Origin of the sequence: Streptosporangium lutulentum, assembly GCF_030811455.1 — a bacterium.
Lineage (GTDB): Bacteria > Actinomycetota > Actinomycetes > Streptosporangiales > Streptosporangiaceae > Streptosporangium > Streptosporangium lutulentum.
On the sequence record NZ_JAUSQU010000001.1, the window covers coordinates 7,139,161 to 7,155,782 of the forward strand.

Sequence of the window (16,622 nt, forward strand, 5' to 3'; positions counted from 1 at the left end):
ATAAGACGTCACACTCCGCTAACACGACGTATACCGCTTTCACCCACACATGCCGGTTAAGCTGAGGTGCTATGAGGCGGCTACTACGACGGCGTGACGAAGCGGAAATAGCTGGAGAGGTGGCGGCCGCGGCGGCTGTCGCAATGCCGATGGCAGAGCCCGATCCGACGACCGCCGCCTTCTTCGACGTCGACAACACCATGATGCGCGGCGCCTCCATTTATCACTTCGCCCGGGGCCTCGCCTCACGCGGCCTGTTCACCAGCAGAGATCTGCTCAAGTTCGCGCTCGGCCAGGCGGTGTTCCGGGTCCGCGGCAACGAGAACCCCCATCACATCGCCGAGGCCAGGGAGACCGCGCTGGCATTCGTGGCGGGCAGCAAGGTCGAGGAGATCGTGCGGCTCGGCGAGGAGATCTTCGACGAGGCCATGGCCGACCGGATCTGGCCCGGCACCCGCGCCCTCGCCCAGAGCCACCTGGACGCCGGGCAGCGCGTCTGGCTGGTCACCGCGACCCCGGTGGAGCTCGCCCGCGTGATCGCACAGCGCCTCGGCCTGACCGGCGCCCTCGGCACCGTGTCCGAGACCGAGAACGGTGTCTACACCGGCCGTCTGGTGGGCGACCTGCTGCACGGCCCCGCCAAGGCGGAGGCGGTCCGGGCCCTGGCCCGCAGGGAGGGCCTCGACCTGTCCCGCTGCTATGCCTACAGCGACTCGGCCAACGACCTGCCGCTGCTCTCGCTGGTCGGCCATGCCACCGCGATCAACCCCGACGCCGAGCTGCGCTACTACGCGAGAGAGCGCAACTGGAACATCCAGGACTTCCGTACCGGCCGCAGGGCCACGATGATCGCCCTGCCCATCGCCGCGAGCGCGGGGGCCATCGCCGGCGGCGTCGCCGCCGCCATCGCCCTGCGCCGCCACTACCGCGGCTGAGCCCCCCGTACAGCGCGCTCAGAAGAAGGGCGGGAAGGCGTGACCGCGCTGGAGACGGAGCTCGTCCAGTTGCTGCTGGACGACCTCGCGGACCTGGTCGGTGAGATTGAAGACCAGCATGGGATCGTCCGCCTCGGCGGGGTCGAACTGGTCGGTGCGGATGGGCTCGCCGAAGCCGATCATCCATTTGGACGGGAGCGGGACCAGGCCCAGGAGCCCGAACCAGGGAAACAGCGGGGTGACCGGCAGGTACGGCAGGCCGAGAGCCCTGGCCAGGAAGCGCAGGTCACCGATCTTGGGGTAGATCTCCTCGGCTCCCACGATGGCGCAGGGAACGATCGGGACTCCGGCCCGGATGGCCGAGGCGACGAAGCCGCCGCGGCCGAACCGCTGCAGCCTGTAGCGCTCGGAGAACGGCTTGCCGACGCCCTTGAAGCCCTCGGGGAAGACCCCGACGAGCTCGCCCTTGCGGAGCAGGCGGTCGGCGTCCTCGCGGCAGGCCAGGGTGTGGCCGGTCTTGCGTGACAGGTGGCCGAGCACCGGAAGCTTGTAGACCAGGTCGGCGCCGAGGAGCCGGATCGCGCGGCGCTCGGGGTGGTCGTCGTGCAGGGCGACCTGGAGCATGAGCCCGTCGAGCGGGACGGTGCCCGAGTGGTTGGCCACGATGAGGGCGCCCGAGTCGTCCGGCACATTGCGCATGCCGACGGTCTCGACGCGGAACCAGCGCCGGTACAGCGGGCGGATCAGCTCCAGCAGCACCTTGTCGGTGAGCTCCCGGTCGAACCCGAACTCGTCGACCTCGTACTCGCCCGCGAGGCGACGCCGCAGGAAGGCGAGGAACTCGGCCAGGCGGTCGTCGGTGACGGGTGGGAGCTCGGACGACGGATCGGGGAAGGGCTCCTGGGACGAGCGGGCCCGGGTGATCGGAATCACCTGGGCGTCCTCCGGGTGACCTGGCTCACCTGACGTCTCGGTCACTTCGCCGCCACAGCCTGGGAGAACAGGTCCGTCATGGTCGTGGGAGGCCCGCCGCCCAGGTCGCGCGCGCGGACGAAGTCCTCGAAGGCCGCGGCGGTGGAGAACTTCGGCCTCCAGCCGAGGGCCCCGGCCAGCAGGGTGGTGTCCACCACACGGCCGTGACACATCAGGCGGAGCTGCTCGGGAGAATAGTCGACGAGTCCCGCGCCCCGGGCGAGCTCGCCCATGAGACGGAACACGGGAGAGGGCACGGGCAGCGAGAGCAGGCCGGCCCTGCGGGCGCACTGCGACAGGAGCAGCACTCCGTCCCCGGACACGTTGAACGTGCCGGGATGATCCTCCGTCGCCATCCGCCGGAGCACCTCGACCGCGTCGTCCTCGTGGACGAACTGGAGCCGGGGGTCGAATCCGAACACGGTCGGCAGGAGGGTCTGGGTGAAGTAACGGGTCAGCGGAGAGTCGACGCCGGGTCCCATGAAGTTGGCGAACCTGAGCGTCGACACCGCCACATCACTCCGGCGCCTGGCGAAACCGCGGACGTAGCCCTCCACCTCGGAGGCGTCCTTGGCGTAGCCGTGGGTCGGCGGCTCGCCCGGCTCGGCGTCCTCGGTGAAGACGGCCGGGTCGTGCGAGGACGAGCCGTACACCGCGGTGGTCGAGCGCACGACGACACGGCGGACCGTCGCGGACCGCTGACAGGCACCGAGCAACTGCATGGTGCCTATGACGTTGTGCTCTTTCATGAGGGTTCTGCCGCCGCTCCGAGGGGGAGCGCTCACCAGACTCATGTGAACGACGGTGTCGATGTCGGCGGCCGCGATCACCTGGGCGATGTCGGGACCGCGTAGATCGACGCGGACGAACTCCGTCCGGCCGAGAGGTACGCCGCCATCACACGAGAGCGAGGGCGGCGGCACCGTATCTACTCCGATGACCCGGTCGATGTCCGGGTCAGCCGCGAGAACGCTCGCCACTCGGGCGCCGATGTGGCGCGAGACCCCGGTGACAAGCACGGTGTGGGTCATCGGCGCCTCGCAAGTCCGCGTTACTACTTCTTGTTACGCCGCTGGATACGGGTCTTCTTCAGAAGCTTGCGGTGCTTCTTCTTCGCCATGCGCTTACGGCGCTTCTTGATCACAGAGCCCACGGGACCCCCAGGTAGCTGGTAGCCGAGATTGCCAAACCGGTGCGCGAACACACACCGGCTCAACAGCCTACCGGCGATCCACGGTAGATCGCCCCTGGGAGACCCCGGGCACTTGAACTCACGACGTCATGACGTCGCTACCTCAGCGAAGCATGAGCCCGTCACATACCGGCCCGAACCGGGAGGAGTGGCACCCGTAAGCCACTCACCACTCCTCATCGCCTCGCGGCCGGCTCGTCGCGCTCCGGCCACTCAGCTCTATGTGTCGAGGTCCCCCTGCTTCAACCCGCCTCGATGTAGGCATCCCTGAGATAATCGTGCACCGCCTGCTCCGGCACTCGGAAGGATCGACCGACCCGGATGGCCGGCAGCTCGCCCGAATGCACGAGTCGGTACACAGTCATCTTGGACACCCTCATGACAGTGGCCACTTCTGCCACCGTCAGGAACTTCACCTCGCTGAGAGGTCTTTCGCCTGCACCCATCGGACGCCTCTTCCGCACGTGTTTCCGGGTTATCCCCACTGGTGCCATTGCTCACGCACGTGTACTGCCGTCAGCGTAAGTCGGGACTCCGAGTGCGCAAACCCCCTATTTTCTCAACCTGCGTAGCCCCATGTCAGCGAAACGGATGAAATCGCTGGCCAGCAGCCGGACCGTGCCCCTCGCATTGATCTTGGAACGGACCAACTGTCTCCTATTAGAGTCGCCCACAATCCTCAAAAAGTTGGCAAACGGTCGGCGAGCTCCGTGGAATGCAGGCGCGAAAAGCGCGTATAGGGATGACCCAATTTGTGCATCCCCCGTCTCAGAGGGCTCGCAGGACCCTCTCGACCAAGTGGTGCGTCAGGGGTTCGTAATATCTGGGCAGCACGTTGTCATCGAGCGGGACGGTCACCGCGATCTTGCCCTCCGCCTCTCCGACGAAGAGCGCGGGGTCGTTGCTGTCGGCGAACCCGACCGTGAGGATTCCCGCCTCGCCGGCCGCGCCGGCCCAGCCGTGGTCGGCGATGACCAGGTCGGGACGTTCGTCGCCGAATTCGGCGATCATGGCCCGCATCGGGGCCGGGTCGTGGGTGTGCACGAAGGCGCCGCGGTCGTCCAGCATGGCGACGTCGTCCATGTAGCGGATCTTGCGCTTGCGGCCGAAGCCGTTGCCCCAGTAGGACCAGCCCTCGGCCGTGCTCATCAGGGTGGCGCCGCGCTCCCGCACCAGCCGCGCGAGGGCCATGTGGACGGTGAGCAGCCCGGTGGGGTGCCCCGTGGCGATCAGGATCCGGGGGCTCCCGCCCCGGAGCACGCTTGCGATCGTGTCGCCCATCCGCTCGGTCGCCTCGATCGTGCGGTCGGGGTCGATGGTGTCCTGGCCCTCACGATGACCGGGGTCCGCCACCACGCCCGCGGACTTGGCCATCAGCTCCAGCACGTCCCTGTAGGACCATCTGCCGTCCGGCGTCAGCCCGAACATGTGATGCGGGTCCCGGTTGGCCAGCGACCGGTAGTGGTCCAGGTTGTTCTCCCGGCTGGTCGCCACCTCACCGGCGATGCGGGTGCGGACCAGATGCTCGCGAAGATCGTCAACGGTCGGCGGCGGCACGGCCTGTCCCGTCGCGAGCACTGACAGCCGTTGACCTCGCTCGTCGCTCATCCGCATCCCTCTGACTCGAAGCCGTTCGTGGCCGCGGCCCCACGTGTCGCGACCGGGGCGTTGATGTGCCGGTGACTTCCCTCGTTCCTCCGATTACGGGAGTGGGTCCAGCCCGTGGAGGGGGAAGACGGCGTTCCGCGTCGCCATGATGGCCCGGTCGATCTCGTCCGCTGGGTCATAACCAGCAGAGAAATCACGAAATTCCGCATGTCTGCCATCGGTCATCGTCAACGGTGCCGTCTGCCCGGTCCGCTCCTTGACAAACCGGCGCCACGCCTCGGGGGTGGCGGTGGCGGGATCGAGCGGGTGCCCCGAGACCTCGGCGATCAGGTGGGTCCACACCCGGGGCACGACCTGCACCAGCTCGTATCCTCCGCCGCCGGTGACGACCCACCGCCCGCCCGCGGTCTCGTGCGCGAGCCCGTGCAGCGCCTCGTACGCGGTGCGCTGGCCGTCCACGCTGAGCATCAGGTTGGCCAGCGGGTCCAGGGCGTGACTGTCGCAACCGTGCTGGGTGACCAGGATCTCGGGGGCGAACTCCCGCAGAAGCGGCGGTACCACCGCGTGGAAGGCCCTCAGCCAGCCGCTGTCGCCACATCCGGCGGGCAGGGCCACATTGACCGCGGTCCCCTCCGCTCCGGTCTCCTGAGGGAAACCAGTGCCGGGGAAGAGCGTGCGAGGGCTCTCGTGAAGGCTGATGGTGAGCACCCTGGGGTCGTCGTAGAACAACGACTGGACACCGTCCCCGTGATGCACGTCCACGTCCACATACGCGATCTTGGAGGCTCCCTGGGCCAGCAGCCAGGCGATCGCCGCCGCGGGGTCGTTGTAGACGCAGAACCCGCTCGCCACGGCGGCCATCGCGTGGTGCAGGCCCCCCGCGACGTTCACCGCGTGCTCGGCCTCGCCCGTCCACACGGCGCGGGCCGCCGCCAGGGAGGCCCCGGTGATCAGCGCGGACGCCTCGTGAACCCCGGTGAAGGCGGGGTTGTCGGCGGTGCCGAGCCCGTGGGCCAGGTCGGGCCGCCCCGTCGCGGAGACCCGCTTGACGGCCTCGATGTAGTCGCGCTTGTGGACGAGCGCCAGTTCGTCGTCGGTGGCGGGCGCGCACCCGCCCATCTCGACCTCGTCCAGCACGCCGAGCTCTCTGGCCAGTGCCATGGTCAGCTCGACCCGCACGGGCGCGAGCGGATGCCCGGGCCCGAAGTCGTAGGAGGTGAGCGCATCGTCCCAGATGACCCGCACGGACCGGCTCATGGATCCTCCCCGTTCGGTTGCGTGCTTCGATCTTCCCTCTTTCGGCCGACGTTACCGCACGAATTCGGGCACCGGTTTACACGGCCTTCGCGGAGGTGAAAGCCGTTTTGATCCGAGCGAAACATTCGAACTTATTTCGGTTAAAAAAGCACACTTTGTCGAAGTACGGTGTGCCGTACCGTCGGAGCATGCGCTTGAACGCCCCCCGCGCCGCATGGCGTTTTCTCAAGCGTCCCCGCGTCCAGGACGCGCTGCTCGCCGGACTGGTCCTCCTCCTGGAGGGATCGGCGATGCTCGCCGCCCACCGGGGCGACCCGCGCGACCAGATCGCCGGCGTCGCGATCGCCTCGGCCGGCTGCCTGGCCCTCCTGTGGCGGCGGAGCCGTCCCGCCACCGTCGCGGTGATCGCCCTGACCTTCGATCTCGCCGGCGTCGTCGCCGGCGTCGACGGCCCGGGTACCACGCCCGGCGTCATCGCCCTCTACAGCGCGGGCCGCCACGCCTCGAACAGGGCGGCCTGGCTTCTCGCCGTCGTCGCCTGGGGCACCTACCTGCTCGGTACGGTGCTGGTCGTCCCCCGGCCCCCCGGCAACCAGACCATCGGGGTCCTGACACCTCTCCTGTTCGTCGGGCTGGGCCAGTACATCCGCTTCCGGGGAGAGCTCAGGGACCGCGGGCGGCACGAGGCGGCCGAGAACGCGGTGCGGGCCGAGCGCCATCGCATCGCCCGCGAGCTGCACGACGTCGTGGCCCACCACATCAGCGTGATCACCGTGCTCATGGGCGCGGCCAGGACCACGGTGCCGGCCGACCCCGGCAAGGCCCAGGAGACCCTGCTCACGGCCGAGCGGACGGCGCGGGCCGCGATGGCGGAGATGCGACAGCTCCTCCACGTGCTCCGCGCCGAGGACGGCGCGGAGCCGGAGAACCAGGCGGGCATCGGGACGTCGGCGCTGCCGGAGCTCGTCGAGCAGGCCGCGCGCGCCGGGTTGCCCGCGCGGCTGGAGGTGACCGGGGACGCGGTGGCCCTGCCCTCGGCCGTGGACCACGCGATCTACCGGATCGTTCAGGAGTCCCTCACCAACACCCGCAAGCACGCGCGGGGCGCCCGCTCCAGCGTGCGGCTCGCCTACCTGCCGGACGCGGTCGAGGTGGAGGTCCTGGACGACGGGCCGGGCGCCGAGGCACCCCCGACCGGCGGGTTCGGGCTGGGCGGCATGGCCGAACGGGTGGCGTTGTCCGGCGGCGAGTTGCGGACCGGGCCCCGGCAGGAGGGCGGCTTCGGGGTGCACGCCCGGTTCCCGCTGCCCGGGGCCGCCGATCTGGGAGCAGGGGCCCAGCCGGGGGCGTGAGCCGTACCGTGCTCCCAGGGTGAGAACCCTTCGCGGGGCGGAGGAGAACCGGCCGGGGCGAGGCGAGGCTTGAATCATGATTCGAGCAACGGAACTCACGAAACGGTACGGCTCGACCGTCGCCGTGGACGATCTGTCGTTCAGCGTGGAGAGCGGCCGGGTGACCGGTTTCCTCGGGCCCAACGGCGCGGGCAAGTCGACCACCATGCGGATGGTCCTCGGACTCGACCGGCCGACGAGGGGCGCGGTCCACATCGACGGCTCGCCGTACCGCGAGCTGCGGCACCCGCTGCGCAAGGTCGGCGCGCTGCTGGACGCCAGGGCCGTCCACGGCGGGCGCACGGCCCGCGACCACCTGCTCTGCCTCGCGCGGGGGAACTCGATCCCGGCCTCACGGATCGGGGAGGTCCTGGAGCTGGTCGGCCTCACCGAGGTGGCCGGACGGCGGATCGGCGGCTTCTCCCTGGGCATGTCCCAGCGGCTCGGCATCGCCGCGGCGATGCTCGGCGACCCGGAGGTGCTCCTGTTCGACGAGCCGGTGAACGGACTGGATCCCGAGGGCATCCTGTGGATCCGCACGCTGATACGGAAACTGGCGGCGGAGGGCCGCACGGTGTTCGTCTCCAGCCACCTGATGAGCGAGATGGCCCAGACCGCCGACCACCTGATCGTGATCGGCCGGGGCAGGCTCATCGCCGACTCGGGAATGGGGGCGTTCATCGACCGCAGCTCGCAGTCCTACGTCCGGGTGGGCTCGCCGAGATCGGCCGAGCTCGCGGCGCTCCTGTCGGCGGCGGCCGCGAAGCCGTCCGGGGACTCGGCGGCGATGGTGGGGTCGCCTGCGGACCCGGCGGTGGAGTCGCACGGAGACCGTCTGCGGGTGACGGGCATGACGGCGGCGGAGATCGGCGAGGTGGCCGCGGTGGCCGGGATCGCCCTGCACGAGGTGACGCTCGTCCAGCCGACGCTGGAGGCGGCCTACATGGAACTGACCAGGGACAGCGCGCAGTACACAGCGGAAGGGACGAGGGCGTGAACGGGATACTGCTCGGCGAATGGACCAAGATACGCTCGGTGCGCTCCACGATGTGGACGCTGCTCGCCGCGGCGGTGCTGATGATCGCCGTTGGCGCGGGGTTCTCGATGATCATGACCGCGTCGTGGGACGACCTGGCACCGCAGATGGCGGCCGCCTTCGACGCCACGACGATCAGCCTGTTCGGCGCCGGCTTCGCGACCCTGGCCACGGCAGTGCTCGGCGTGCTGGTGATCAGCGGCGAGTACCGGACGGGCATGATCCGCACGACGTTCCTCGCGGTGCCGCGGCGGCCTCGCGCGCTGGCGGCCAAGGCGGCGGTTCTGGCGGTCACGGTCCTCATCGTGACGACGGGGGCGTCGCTCGTCTCCTTCCTCGCGGGCCAGGCGCTGCTGGCGCCCACCGGCTCGCAGGTGTCCCTGGGGGATCCCGGTGTGCTCCGCGCAGTCCTGGGGGCCGGGCTCTACCTGACGGCGAGCGCCCTGTTCGGGCTGGCGGTCGGCGCGCTGGTCCGGCACGCGGCGGGGGCGATCGTCGCGGTCATCAGCCTGATCTTCGTCCTGCCTCCGATGGCGTCCGCGCTGCCCGGCGACTGGGACCGGTATGTCACCGTCAACGCCGGTCAGCAGATCATGGCCACGCGGACGGCCGAGGGGGCGCTGGGACCGTGGGCCGGATTCGGGGTGTACTGCGCCTGGATCGCGGTGACGATGATCGCCGCCGCGATCCTGATGAACCGCCGCGACGCCTGAACCACCGGGCCCGGCCTCCCGGACCGCCGCTCCCCCGCCGGACCTCGCCCGTCGAGCGATCCCGCCGAGGCCCGCCGCACACGAGCCCGATCCCGCCGAGGCCCGCCGCGTACGGGCCGCACCGGCGGGGCCGGTCAGGCGGGGGCCGCCCTGCGCAGGCCCCGGACGGCCGGCAGCAGGAGCAGGGTGACGCAGCCCGCGACCGCCACGATCGAGGAGACGGTCAGCAGCTCCGGTGCCCCCACCACCCCGGCGACCGGGCCGGCGAGCACCTGACCGACCGGGACGAACAGGGTCGATCCCCCGACCTCGTAGGCGGTGACGCGGTTGAGCGCCTCCGGCGGCACATGCGTCTGGATGCTCGTGGCCCACATGACCGACCAGAACGCCCAGCCCACGCCGCCGATCACATGCGCGCCCATCAGGACCGGGAGCGGCATCGCCCCGGCGATGGACAGCGGCTCCAGCGCGAAGCCGAACAGGCCGATCGCCCCGGCCATCAGCGGCCGTCCCGGGCGGATCCGCATCGCGATCAGGCCGCCGATGACGGTACCCGCACCGGAGGCGGACATGACCAGGCCGTAGGCGGTCTCGCCGAGCTGGTCGGTGACGAGGATCGAGCCCAGCGGGAGCATCGGGCCGAACAGGGTGACGCCGAAGACCGCCCAGACCAGGATCACCGACCACATCCAGGTCCTGGACCGGAACTCCTGCCAGCCGCCGCGCAGATTGCGCCACATCGACTCCTCCGCGGGCGGGGAGGCGACCGCGGGCAGGCGCAGGAGGAGCAGGCAGACCGCGCTGGTCGCGAACCCGGCGGCGTCGATGGCGAAGACGACCCCGACGCCCGAGAAGCCGACGATGGCGCCCGCGACGCCCGGCCCGGCCAGCAGCATGATCGCCTCGGAGACGCGCAGGGTGGCGTTGGCCCTCTGCACGTCCCGGGCCACGCGCGGGACCGTGCTGGAGACCCCGGGCTGGTACATCGCGGCGGCGACGCCGTTGACCGCGGCGATGACCAGGATCTGCCAGAGCTCCGGCCTGCCGAAGATGTACAGCGCCGCGCTGATCCCCTGGCTCACCACCCGGACCGTGTCGGCGCCGATCATCATGCGGCGCGGCGTGAACTTGTCGGCGAACACCCCGCCGAACAGGATGAGCACCGCGAAGGGCGCCATCCACGCGGCCAGCGCGAGCCCCACCCCTGTCGAGCCGTACCCGAGCCCGCCCACCCCGATCGCCGTCGCGAACGGGACCATCGCGGCGCCGAGCATGGAGACGGACCGCGCGGTGAAGAACAGGGTGAAGCTCCGCGACCAGACCGCGGGCCCCGCCTGCTCCCGCTGGTCACCAGCTTGTACGGCCTGCACCACGACGACCTCGTTCCCACCGGAGTTCTGGTGGAAATGATGCCGTATGTAGGAAAGTTTCCTAATAGAGGGGGCGGTCAGCCCTCGGCGAGCTGGCGTCCGCGATCCCTGGCGGCCTCGATGGCGGCCAGGAAGGCGGCGCGGACACTGTGCCGCTCCAGCTCGGCGATGGCCGCGATGGTCGTGCCGCCGGGAGAGGTGACCGCCTCGCGGAGGATCACCGGGTGCTCACCCGAGTCGCGGAGCATGATGGCCGCCCCGACGATCGACTGGGTGACCATGTCGAGGGCGGCGGCGCGGGGCATGCCGAGCAGGATGCCCGCGTCGACCATGGCCTCGACGAGGTAGAAGAAGTAGGCGGGGCCGCTGCCCGACAGCGCGGTGGCGGCGTCCTGCTGGGACTCGGGGATGCGCAGCACCTTGCCGACCGGCCGCAGCAGGTCCTCGGTGCGCTTGAGGTGCTCCTCGGAGGCGTGGGCGCCCGCCGAGATCACGCTCATCGCCTCGTCCACCAGCACGGGGGTGTTGGACATCACCCTGACCACCGGGACGTCGCCGCCCAGGCGCGACTCGACGAAGGAGGTCGTGATGCCCGCCGCCGCCGAGATCACCAGGATGTCCGCCGGGACGTGCGCGGCGATCTCCTCCAGCAGGGAGGCCATGTCCTGCGGCTTGACCGCGAGAATGATCGTGCCGGCCTTCTCCGCGGCCTCGGCGTTGGAGACCACCCGCACGCCGTACCGCTCCTCAAGGGCCCCGGCACGCTCCGCGCGCCGGGTGGTCGCCAGCACGTCGTCAGGCTTGAACCCGGCCCGCAGCAGCCCCGACAGGAGCGCCTCGCCCATCTTGCCGGTTCCAAGAATCGCGATCATGGGAACACCTCGAAGTCAAGAGGAGGAAACTCCTCGCAGCTTATCGGCCTCGTCACCGAGGAAATCATCCTGAGAACCACGCGGGCCCTGAACCTCTCGTGGCTTCGATCCGTTGTAGGGACATGCGTATGATCGCGACCTCTCTTGTGGCCGGAAGCCTGCTGCTGACCCTGGGCTGCGGCACCGAACCCAGCACCGTGAGCACGGGCGCCGAATCCAGCGCCGTGGCCACGGGCACCGAACCCTCCCAGCCGGTGGGCCACACGGTGCCGCCCCGGACCGAGCCGACGGAAGGCACTCCCAAACCGGTCAAACCCGAGGGCCACGCCGACAATCCCCACAAGGTCAGGTGGCTCAAGGCCACGCCGTCGAAGGACGGCCGGAGCCTGCGGATCGTCTGGTGGTCCGGGGTGGAGCCCTGCACCGTGCTCGACCGGGTCACCGTGCGCGAGACCGCCACGCAGGTGACCGTCACCCTCTGGGAGGGGTCGAGCAGCAAGGCCCAGAACGTCGCCTGCATCGAGATCGCCATCCAGAAGACGACGACCGTCAAGCTCAAGCAGCCCCTGGGCAACCGCAAGATCGTCGACGGCGCCAAGCCCTGACCGGACGCCCCGCTCCTGACAGGGCCCGGCACCGGTCAGGGGCGCCGAGGGGCCGGCGAAAGGGTCCTCAGCCGTGGCGTGTCAACGGGTCGGTGGCGGCCTGCCGGCTCCTGCTGGGAAGGCTGCCGAGCTTGTTGACCTCGTTCGCCAGCCCTTCGAGAACCGCGCGCAACTGGACCTGCGTGACCTCCGCGAAGGTACGCAGGTAGGCGATGCGGCTCTCCAGTTCCTCGGCTTCGGCCGACTGGACCACACCACTGGAGCGGTAGGCGTCCACGGCCTCGACGGCCGCTTCCTCGGCTCGCTGCTGGGCCTCCTGAAGGGTCAGCTCGTACTGCTGGCGCGCCTGGCCGACGAGCCTGCGGGCGTAGTCCTCGGCCTCGGCTATCTGGGCGTCGGCGGTCTGCTGGGCTCGGGAGAGGATGTTGACCGCGTCGATGCTGACCCGAGGCTGCCCCATGCCGGGATCGGCGACGTCCGCGCCCTGGTTCTTGTACCAGTTCTTGAGACGGTCGATCTCCGCGCGCAGGTCGGCCTTCTCCTTGTCGCCGCCCGCCATCTCGTCCGCCACGCGGTACAGGAAGGACTCGACCTCCTCCTCGCTGTAGCCGCGGCGTGCGAGCTTCGCGCGAGAGAACTGCTTCTTGCGCACCTGATCCGGTGTGAGCGGACGGAAGTCGCGTGAGGAGTGGTGTTCCCACGTCATCTCGCCCATCAAGGCTCCTTACCTTCGCCAGTGGTGGACTCGTCAAAGTGGATCTGCTCGTTCGGCACGCCGGCCTCCACCAGACGCGTGACCGTGGCCCCGACCATCTCGCCGGAACCGCATACGAAGACCTCCTGCCCGCGCCAGGCCCTCAACGCGACGTCGGCCACCTGGCCACGCTCGCCCCGGTAGAGGACGTCGTGGGACACGACGGGCACCACGCTCAGCCACGGGTATTCGGTTTCGAGTTTGGTCAGCGCCTCGATGTCGTACAGCTCCCTGGACGTCCGGGCGCCCACGAAGAAGTGGACCCTGCGCGTCGGCCCCTCATAGGCCACCTGTTCCACGAGTGCCTTGAGGGGGGCGAGACCGGTGCCGCCGGCGATGAGGAGGAGGTCTCGGGGGAGGTTCGGATTCAGCGTCAGTCTGTCGCCCACCGGCGCCCCGACGCGCAGGATGTCGCCGCGTTGCACGCCGTGGACCAGTGCCGTGCTGACCGTCCCGCCGTCGACCACCCGTACGTGCAGGTCGATGGTGTTGTCCCGGCGCGGCGCGTTGGCGAAGGAGTAGAAGCGCCACAACCTCGGCCGCAGGGCGAACGAGAACGACGCCGACTGCCCGGGACGGAAGGGGTACGGGTAGTTCAACCGGGCCCGGATGACCGCGATGTCGAGCGTGAGCCGCTCGTGGCCGATGATCTCGCCCTCCCACCAGGGAGGCGAGGTGGCCGAGGCCGCGTCGGCCGCGTCGATCATGACCTTCGCGATCAGCTCGTACGCCTGCTTCCAGTCGTTCGCCAGAGCGGGAGTCCACCGGTCGCCGAGGAAGTGCTGGAGCGTGGCGAGCAACGCGTGACCGACGGCCGGATAGTGCCCGGCGACGACGGCGAACTTACGGTGGTCACGGCCGAGTTGCTGGATCAACGGGACCGCTTCGTCCACCCTGTCGACGTTGCTGACGATACGCCCCAGCGCGCTGACGAGCCGGTCGCGCTGGGCCGCCATGGACACGGGGAACATGTCCCGCGTCTCGGGATGCATCAGGAACAGGGTGGAGTAGAAGAAGAGCGGCACCTGGTCGCCGGAGCGCGCGACCAGATGCCAGCTGTCCTTCAGCGCTTGCGCGTCCACTTAGCCGGCCACCCCGGTGGGCTCCTCCACTATGGCCCCCCGCACCTGGCCCAGAGTGTGGACGACGTGCCGCACGACCTCCTCGTCGGCCCCCTGGCCCCGCAGCACCGTCACGAGGAGGTCGCCGACCTTGTCGTAGTGCTCTCCCGCGATGCCCATTCCCCTGTGCGCGTCGGCCAGTTCACGGCCTTCGTACGGCTTCGGGCCGCCGAGCACCGAACCGAGCAGGGCGACCATGTGCCGCTTGAGGCCCGGCATGTCCACATCGGCGAAATACGGCTTGAGGTCGGCGTCGTCGAGCACGGCCACGTAGAAGCGGTCGACCACTTCCCGGACGGATGACGCGCCACCTATCGACTCGTAGTACGAAGACGGGTCTGCCACGAAACCTCCTGGATATCGCACACATATGGCCGCACAATCGTCATCACGGCGATGTGTGCTTCGCGTTGACTGTTTGACTCCTCGCAGCCACCCCGCGTCACGGGCGGGCGACCGCACCCCTCACACCTACGAGAACCATCGTCTGGCGGCCTCGAAGGACGAGGAACGGTCGCGTCAACCCAGCGGAGCACCGCGCGGCGGGAACGCACTGTGCGATCTCCGCCGTCACTCTCCCTGAGGCCGGGCAGGCCATGAAATCCCCTGCGGCGCTCAAGATTGCAACATGTGGATCATTTACAACCTTCGCCCATCTAAGCATTAATCACATCGAATGTCACAAAAACAAAACTTGTATCTTTTTGCTCATTTTACCCAAAAGTTATGTTTCTTAACATTTGTGACATTCCGGAGTAAACCTCCGTATCAGACAGGTAGCACCCGATGGCGACCGCCGTTGTCACCCGAAAGATCGATAGGGATGACGACCGACGAGCTGCCCGTTTCCGGCCCTTTCGGCGCGGTGGGCGCGACCCGCGACGCCGTCGGCCCCCGGCGCTCCGGGGACCCGCGAAGGTGACGACCGTCACGCTCAAACGCCCCCCGGTCACCGCGAGATCGTCGACGGCGCCAGGCCCTGAGCGTCGGTACGGCTCCCGCGGCGTGCGGGAGCCGTACCGACGGTTTCACCGGGTCAGGGGCAGCCGCCGCCGCTCTTCGGGTGGCAGCCCGGGGGAAGCACCGGCCGCTCGTCGGTCCAGCCCACCTCGCTGACGGTCTCGCTGGCGAGCACCGTGCCCTTCGGAAATCCGTCCTCCACACGCACCGTGACGAACCGCAAACCGAGTCTCATACCGGTCAGTGGGTCCAGGACGGTCTCCTGCCTGACCGGGACCAGACGGTCGCCGAACACAAGCTGAGTCATCTCCCACAACTCGTGGCCGCGGGGATCGACGGCGAGGGCGGAGCGGCCCAGCGGATCGACGATCTCGCGGACGGACACGCCTCCGGGCAGTTCCACGTACAGCCGGAGCAGCGCCGCCCGGACGCCGGGACTGACCGGCAGCCCGAGCATCCTCGGCACGCCCCCCACGAGGAATTCCTCAAAGGTTCCCTTGAAGCCTCGCTTCACCTTCGCTGCGTAATATCCGGCCAGGCGTTTCCTCAACAGTGCCGGATCGGCCGGGAGAGCCGCCAGCTCCGCGAGGGTGAAGGAGGACACGGAGCGATCGGAGGGCCGTCCTTTGGAAGGCGCCCCGAACTGGAGGTGGCGGGGAGACGGCTCGCCGCGGGGGATGATCTGCTTCCCGCAGCCGGGGAATTTCGGTGGCATGCAGCTGTTCGGCACCTTCCAGTGCTTCGGAGAGCCCTGCTCACGCCAGATCCGCTCATCCTGCGCGGTGAGCGGCTCAAAACTCTTCTCCTGCGTCTCGTAGACGGGCAGCGCCCCGGGATCCGCCGGAATCCACTCGCTCATGTCCCCCGTGGCGGCGATCAAGTAGCGGGCGGAGGCCGTGCCCACCTGCACCGAAGTCCTGTGGAGGATCCGCGACCTCCAGTAGGCCCCGGTCTCGGCGGGTAGCCTCTCCACCCTGTCCGCGAGTTCAGAAGCAGTCGCGCGCCGCTCTTCGGCGTCGGCGACGCCGGGGCCGACACGGGGGCCGGCGCGCGGGCCAGGAGGGTCGCGGCCAGGGCGGCGGCGGTGACGACGGCGGCGGTGGCCGTGGCGGCTCCGATGATCAGCGCCCAGGTGTGGCGCGGGCGGCGCCGTACCTCGTGGGCGGCCAGACGGGCGCGGGCACGGGCGACGACCTCGGGCGCGGGCGGCGGCGCGTCCGGCAGCGAGGACGACAGCAGGGTGATCTCATCCATCGTGGGCCTCCTTCAGCGGGTTGACGTCGCCCAATGCCTTGCGGAGCTGCTTGCGCGCCCGGTTCAGACGGGACGCCACGGTCCCGTAGGGGATGCCGAGGGCGGCTGCCACCTCGGCGTGGGTGAGCTCGGCGAGGGCGACGAGCAGGACCACGTCGCGGTCGCGCTTGGCGAGACCGGCCAGCGCCCCCGCGAGCCGGCCGGTCACCTGCCCGGCGGCGACCTTGGTGGCGACGGTGCTCTCGTGGCCCTCCACGCGCTCGTCCGTCCCGGCCCGGCTGAGCGCTCTCCACCGGCGCACCTCGCTCCGGCGGTGCCTGGCCAGGATGTTGGTGGCGATGCCGTACAGCCAGGGCCGGACCCCGCCCCGGGCGGCGTCGAAGCGGTCGCGGTCGCGGAAGGCGGCGAGGAAGGTGTCGGCCGCGAGGTCGTCGGCGGCGTTGACGTCCAGGCGCCGCGCGATGTAGCGATGGATCTCGGCGAAGTGGGCGTTGAACACCCGGTCGAAATCGTCGCGTGGCGACCACTCGCCGATCTCGGGCCGCGGCCCGAGATCAGGGGGAGCGATCATTCATGTTCCTT

The 16,622-nt window shown here is 69.7% G+C and carries 19 protein-coding genes; 5 read left to right on the top strand and 14 right to left on the bottom strand.

Features of this window, described 5'->3' with window-relative positions; all coding sequences use genetic code 11:
- The first annotated feature begins 71 nt into the window (after window positions 1-71).
- The gene (locus J2853_RS31895) at window positions 72-935 is read left to right on the top strand and encodes an HAD family hydrolase (RefSeq protein ID WP_307564415.1); all 864 of its coding nucleotides are present in this window, start codon (window positions 72-74) and stop codon (window positions 933-935) included.
- An 18-nt stretch (window positions 936-953) separates the two neighbouring features.
- Here J2853_RS31895 and J2853_RS31900 read toward each other — a convergent pair whose 3' ends face one another.
- The 6 genes from J2853_RS31900 to J2853_RS31925 all read right to left on the bottom strand — a co-directional run bounded on the left by J2853_RS31900 (window position 954) and on the right by J2853_RS31925 (window position 5,964).
- On the bottom strand, window positions 954-1,868 hold the full coding sequence (locus J2853_RS31900; protein WP_307564416.1) for a lysophospholipid acyltransferase family protein: 915 nt from the start codon (window positions 1,866-1,868) through the stop codon (window positions 954-956).
- A 41-nt stretch (window positions 1,869-1,909) separates the two neighbouring features.
- Window positions 1,910-2,938 carry an NAD-dependent epimerase/dehydratase family protein gene (locus tag J2853_RS31905; RefSeq protein WP_307564417.1) on the bottom strand — a complete coding sequence of 343 codons (1,029 nt, stop codon included), beginning with the start codon at window positions 2,936-2,938 and terminating at the stop codon, window positions 1,910-1,912.
- Between the two features lie 23 nt (window positions 2,939-2,961).
- Window positions 2,962-3,060, bottom strand: coding sequence for a 30S ribosomal protein bS22 (locus J2853_RS31910; RefSeq protein ID WP_018654693.1), 99 nt, complete (start codon window positions 3,058-3,060; stop codon window positions 2,962-2,964).
- 281 nt (window positions 3,061-3,341) lie between these two features.
- Window positions 3,342-3,545, bottom strand: a complete 204-nt coding sequence (locus J2853_RS31915) for a helix-turn-helix domain-containing protein (protein ID WP_012887307.1) — start codon at window positions 3,543-3,545, stop codon at window positions 3,342-3,344.
- A 322-nt stretch (window positions 3,546-3,867) separates the two neighbouring features.
- A complete protein-coding gene (locus J2853_RS31920) occupies window positions 3,868-4,707 on the bottom strand; it encodes a phosphatase (RefSeq protein ID WP_307564418.1) in 840 nt (279 codons plus the stop codon).
- Window positions 4,708-4,800: 93 nt separating this feature from the next.
- Window positions 4,801-5,964 carry an acetoin utilization protein AcuC gene (locus J2853_RS31925; RefSeq protein WP_307564419.1) on the bottom strand — a complete coding sequence of 388 codons (1,164 nt, stop codon included), beginning with the start codon at window positions 5,962-5,964 and terminating at the stop codon, window positions 4,801-4,803.
- A 188-nt stretch (window positions 5,965-6,152) separates the two neighbouring features.
- Between J2853_RS31925 and J2853_RS31930 the strand changes: the two genes are divergently transcribed.
- The 3 genes from J2853_RS31930 to J2853_RS31940 all read left to right on the top strand — a co-directional run bounded on the left by J2853_RS31930 (window position 6,153) and on the right by J2853_RS31940 (window position 9,104).
- Window positions 6,153-7,316: a sensor histidine kinase gene (locus tag J2853_RS31930; RefSeq protein ID WP_307564420.1), complete on the top strand. Its 1,164-nt coding sequence runs from the start codon at window positions 6,153-6,155 to the stop codon at window positions 7,314-7,316.
- Between the two features lie 76 nt (window positions 7,317-7,392).
- The gene (locus tag J2853_RS31935; RefSeq protein ID WP_307564421.1) at window positions 7,393-8,352 is read left to right on the top strand and encodes an ABC transporter ATP-binding protein; all 960 of its coding nucleotides are present in this window, start codon (window positions 7,393-7,395) and stop codon (window positions 8,350-8,352) included.
- Window positions 8,349-9,104, top strand: coding sequence for an ABC transporter permease (locus tag J2853_RS31940; RefSeq protein ID WP_307564422.1), 756 nt, complete (start codon window positions 8,349-8,351; stop codon window positions 9,102-9,104). Before J2853_RS31935 ends, J2853_RS31940 begins: the two co-directional genes overlap by 4 nt.
- Before the next feature lie 134 nt (window positions 9,105-9,238).
- Here J2853_RS31940 and J2853_RS31945 read toward each other — a convergent pair whose 3' ends face one another.
- Window positions 9,239-10,477, bottom strand: a complete 1,239-nt coding sequence (locus J2853_RS31945; protein ID WP_307564423.1) for an MFS transporter — start codon at window positions 10,475-10,477, stop codon at window positions 9,239-9,241.
- A 74-nt stretch (window positions 10,478-10,551) separates the two neighbouring features.
- A complete protein-coding gene (gene proC, locus J2853_RS31950; protein WP_307564424.1) occupies window positions 10,552-11,346 on the bottom strand; it encodes a pyrroline-5-carboxylate reductase in 795 nt (264 codons plus the stop codon).
- A 128-nt stretch (window positions 11,347-11,474) separates the two neighbouring features.
- Here proC and J2853_RS31955 point away from each other — a divergent pair, with 128 nt between their 5' ends.
- Window positions 11,475-11,951: a hypothetical protein gene (locus tag J2853_RS31955; protein WP_307564425.1), complete on the top strand. Its 477-nt coding sequence runs from the start codon at window positions 11,475-11,477 to the stop codon at window positions 11,949-11,951.
- Window positions 11,952-12,018: 67 nt separating this feature from the next.
- On the opposite strand, the gene J2853_RS31960 is transcribed toward J2853_RS31955, so the two are convergent.
- The 6 genes from J2853_RS31960 to J2853_RS31985 all read right to left on the bottom strand — a co-directional run bounded on the left by J2853_RS31960 (window position 12,019) and on the right by J2853_RS31985 (window position 16,611).
- Window positions 12,019-12,666: a DivIVA domain-containing protein gene (locus J2853_RS31960; protein WP_307564426.1), complete on the bottom strand. Its 648-nt coding sequence runs from the start codon at window positions 12,664-12,666 to the stop codon at window positions 12,019-12,021.
- Window positions 12,666-13,787 carry a globin domain-containing protein gene (locus J2853_RS31965; RefSeq protein WP_307564427.1) on the bottom strand — a complete coding sequence of 374 codons (1,122 nt, stop codon included), beginning with the start codon at window positions 13,785-13,787 and terminating at the stop codon, window positions 12,666-12,668. Before J2853_RS31965 ends, J2853_RS31960 begins: the two co-directional genes overlap by 1 nt.
- Window positions 13,788-14,171: a group I truncated hemoglobin gene (locus J2853_RS31970; protein WP_307564428.1), complete on the bottom strand. Its 384-nt coding sequence runs from the start codon at window positions 14,169-14,171 to the stop codon at window positions 13,788-13,790.
- Window positions 14,172-14,862: 691 nt separating this feature from the next.
- The gene (locus J2853_RS31975; RefSeq protein ID WP_307564429.1) at window positions 14,863-15,696 is read right to left on the bottom strand and encodes a hypothetical protein; all 834 of its coding nucleotides are present in this window, start codon (window positions 15,694-15,696) and stop codon (window positions 14,863-14,865) included.
- On the bottom strand, window positions 15,663-16,040 hold the full coding sequence (locus tag J2853_RS31980; protein ID WP_307564430.1) for a hypothetical protein: 378 nt from the start codon (window positions 16,038-16,040) through the stop codon (window positions 15,663-15,665). The genes J2853_RS31975 and J2853_RS31980 overlap by 34 nt, the downstream gene beginning before the upstream one ends.
- Window positions 16,033-16,611 (bottom strand): RNA polymerase sigma factor, encoded by a 579-nt coding sequence (locus J2853_RS31985; RefSeq protein ID WP_307564431.1) that lies wholly within the window; start codon window positions 16,609-16,611, stop codon window positions 16,033-16,035. The genes J2853_RS31980 and J2853_RS31985 overlap by 8 nt, the downstream gene beginning before the upstream one ends.
- Window positions 16,612-16,622 lie beyond the last annotated feature (11 nt).

Excerpts from the sequence above, each read along its gene's own strand:
- J2853_RS31895 (WP_307564415.1), top strand. The coding sequence starts at position 72 with ATGAGGCGGCTACTACGACGGCGTGACGAAGCGGAAATAGCTGGAGAG.
- J2853_RS31905 (WP_307564417.1), bottom strand. The coding sequence starts at position 2,938 with ATGACCCACACCGTGCTTGTCACCGGGGTCTCGCGCCACATCGGCGCC.
- J2853_RS31915 (WP_012887307.1), bottom strand. The coding sequence starts at position 3,545 with ATGGGTGCAGGCGAAAGACCTCTCAGCGAGGTGAAGTTCCTGACGGTG.
- J2853_RS31920 (WP_307564418.1), bottom strand. The coding sequence starts at position 4,707 with ATGAGCGACGAGCGAGGTCAACGGCTGTCAGTGCTCGCGACGGGACAG.
- J2853_RS31925 (WP_307564419.1), bottom strand. The coding sequence starts at position 5,964 with ATGAGCCGGTCCGTGCGGGTCATCTGGGACGATGCGCTCACCTCCTAC.
- J2853_RS31930 (WP_307564420.1), top strand. The coding sequence starts at position 6,153 with ATGCGCTTGAACGCCCCCCGCGCCGCATGGCGTTTTCTCAAGCGTCCC.
- J2853_RS31935 (WP_307564421.1), top strand. The coding sequence starts at position 7,393 with ATGATTCGAGCAACGGAACTCACGAAACGGTACGGCTCGACCGTCGCC.
- proC (WP_307564424.1), bottom strand. The coding sequence starts at position 11,346 with ATGATCGCGATTCTTGGAACCGGCAAGATGGGCGAGGCGCTCCTGTCG.
- J2853_RS31955 (WP_307564425.1), top strand. The coding sequence starts at position 11,475 with ATGATCGCGACCTCTCTTGTGGCCGGAAGCCTGCTGCTGACCCTGGGC.
- J2853_RS31960 (WP_307564426.1), bottom strand. The coding sequence starts at position 12,666 with ATGGGCGAGATGACGTGGGAACACCACTCCTCACGCGACTTCCGTCCG.
- J2853_RS31980 (WP_307564430.1), bottom strand. The coding sequence starts at position 16,040 with ATGGATGAGATCACCCTGCTGTCGTCCTCGCTGCCGGACGCGCCGCCG.
- J2853_RS31985 (WP_307564431.1), bottom strand. The coding sequence starts at position 16,611 with ATGATCGCTCCCCCTGATCTCGGGCCGCGGCCCGAGATCGGCGAGTGG.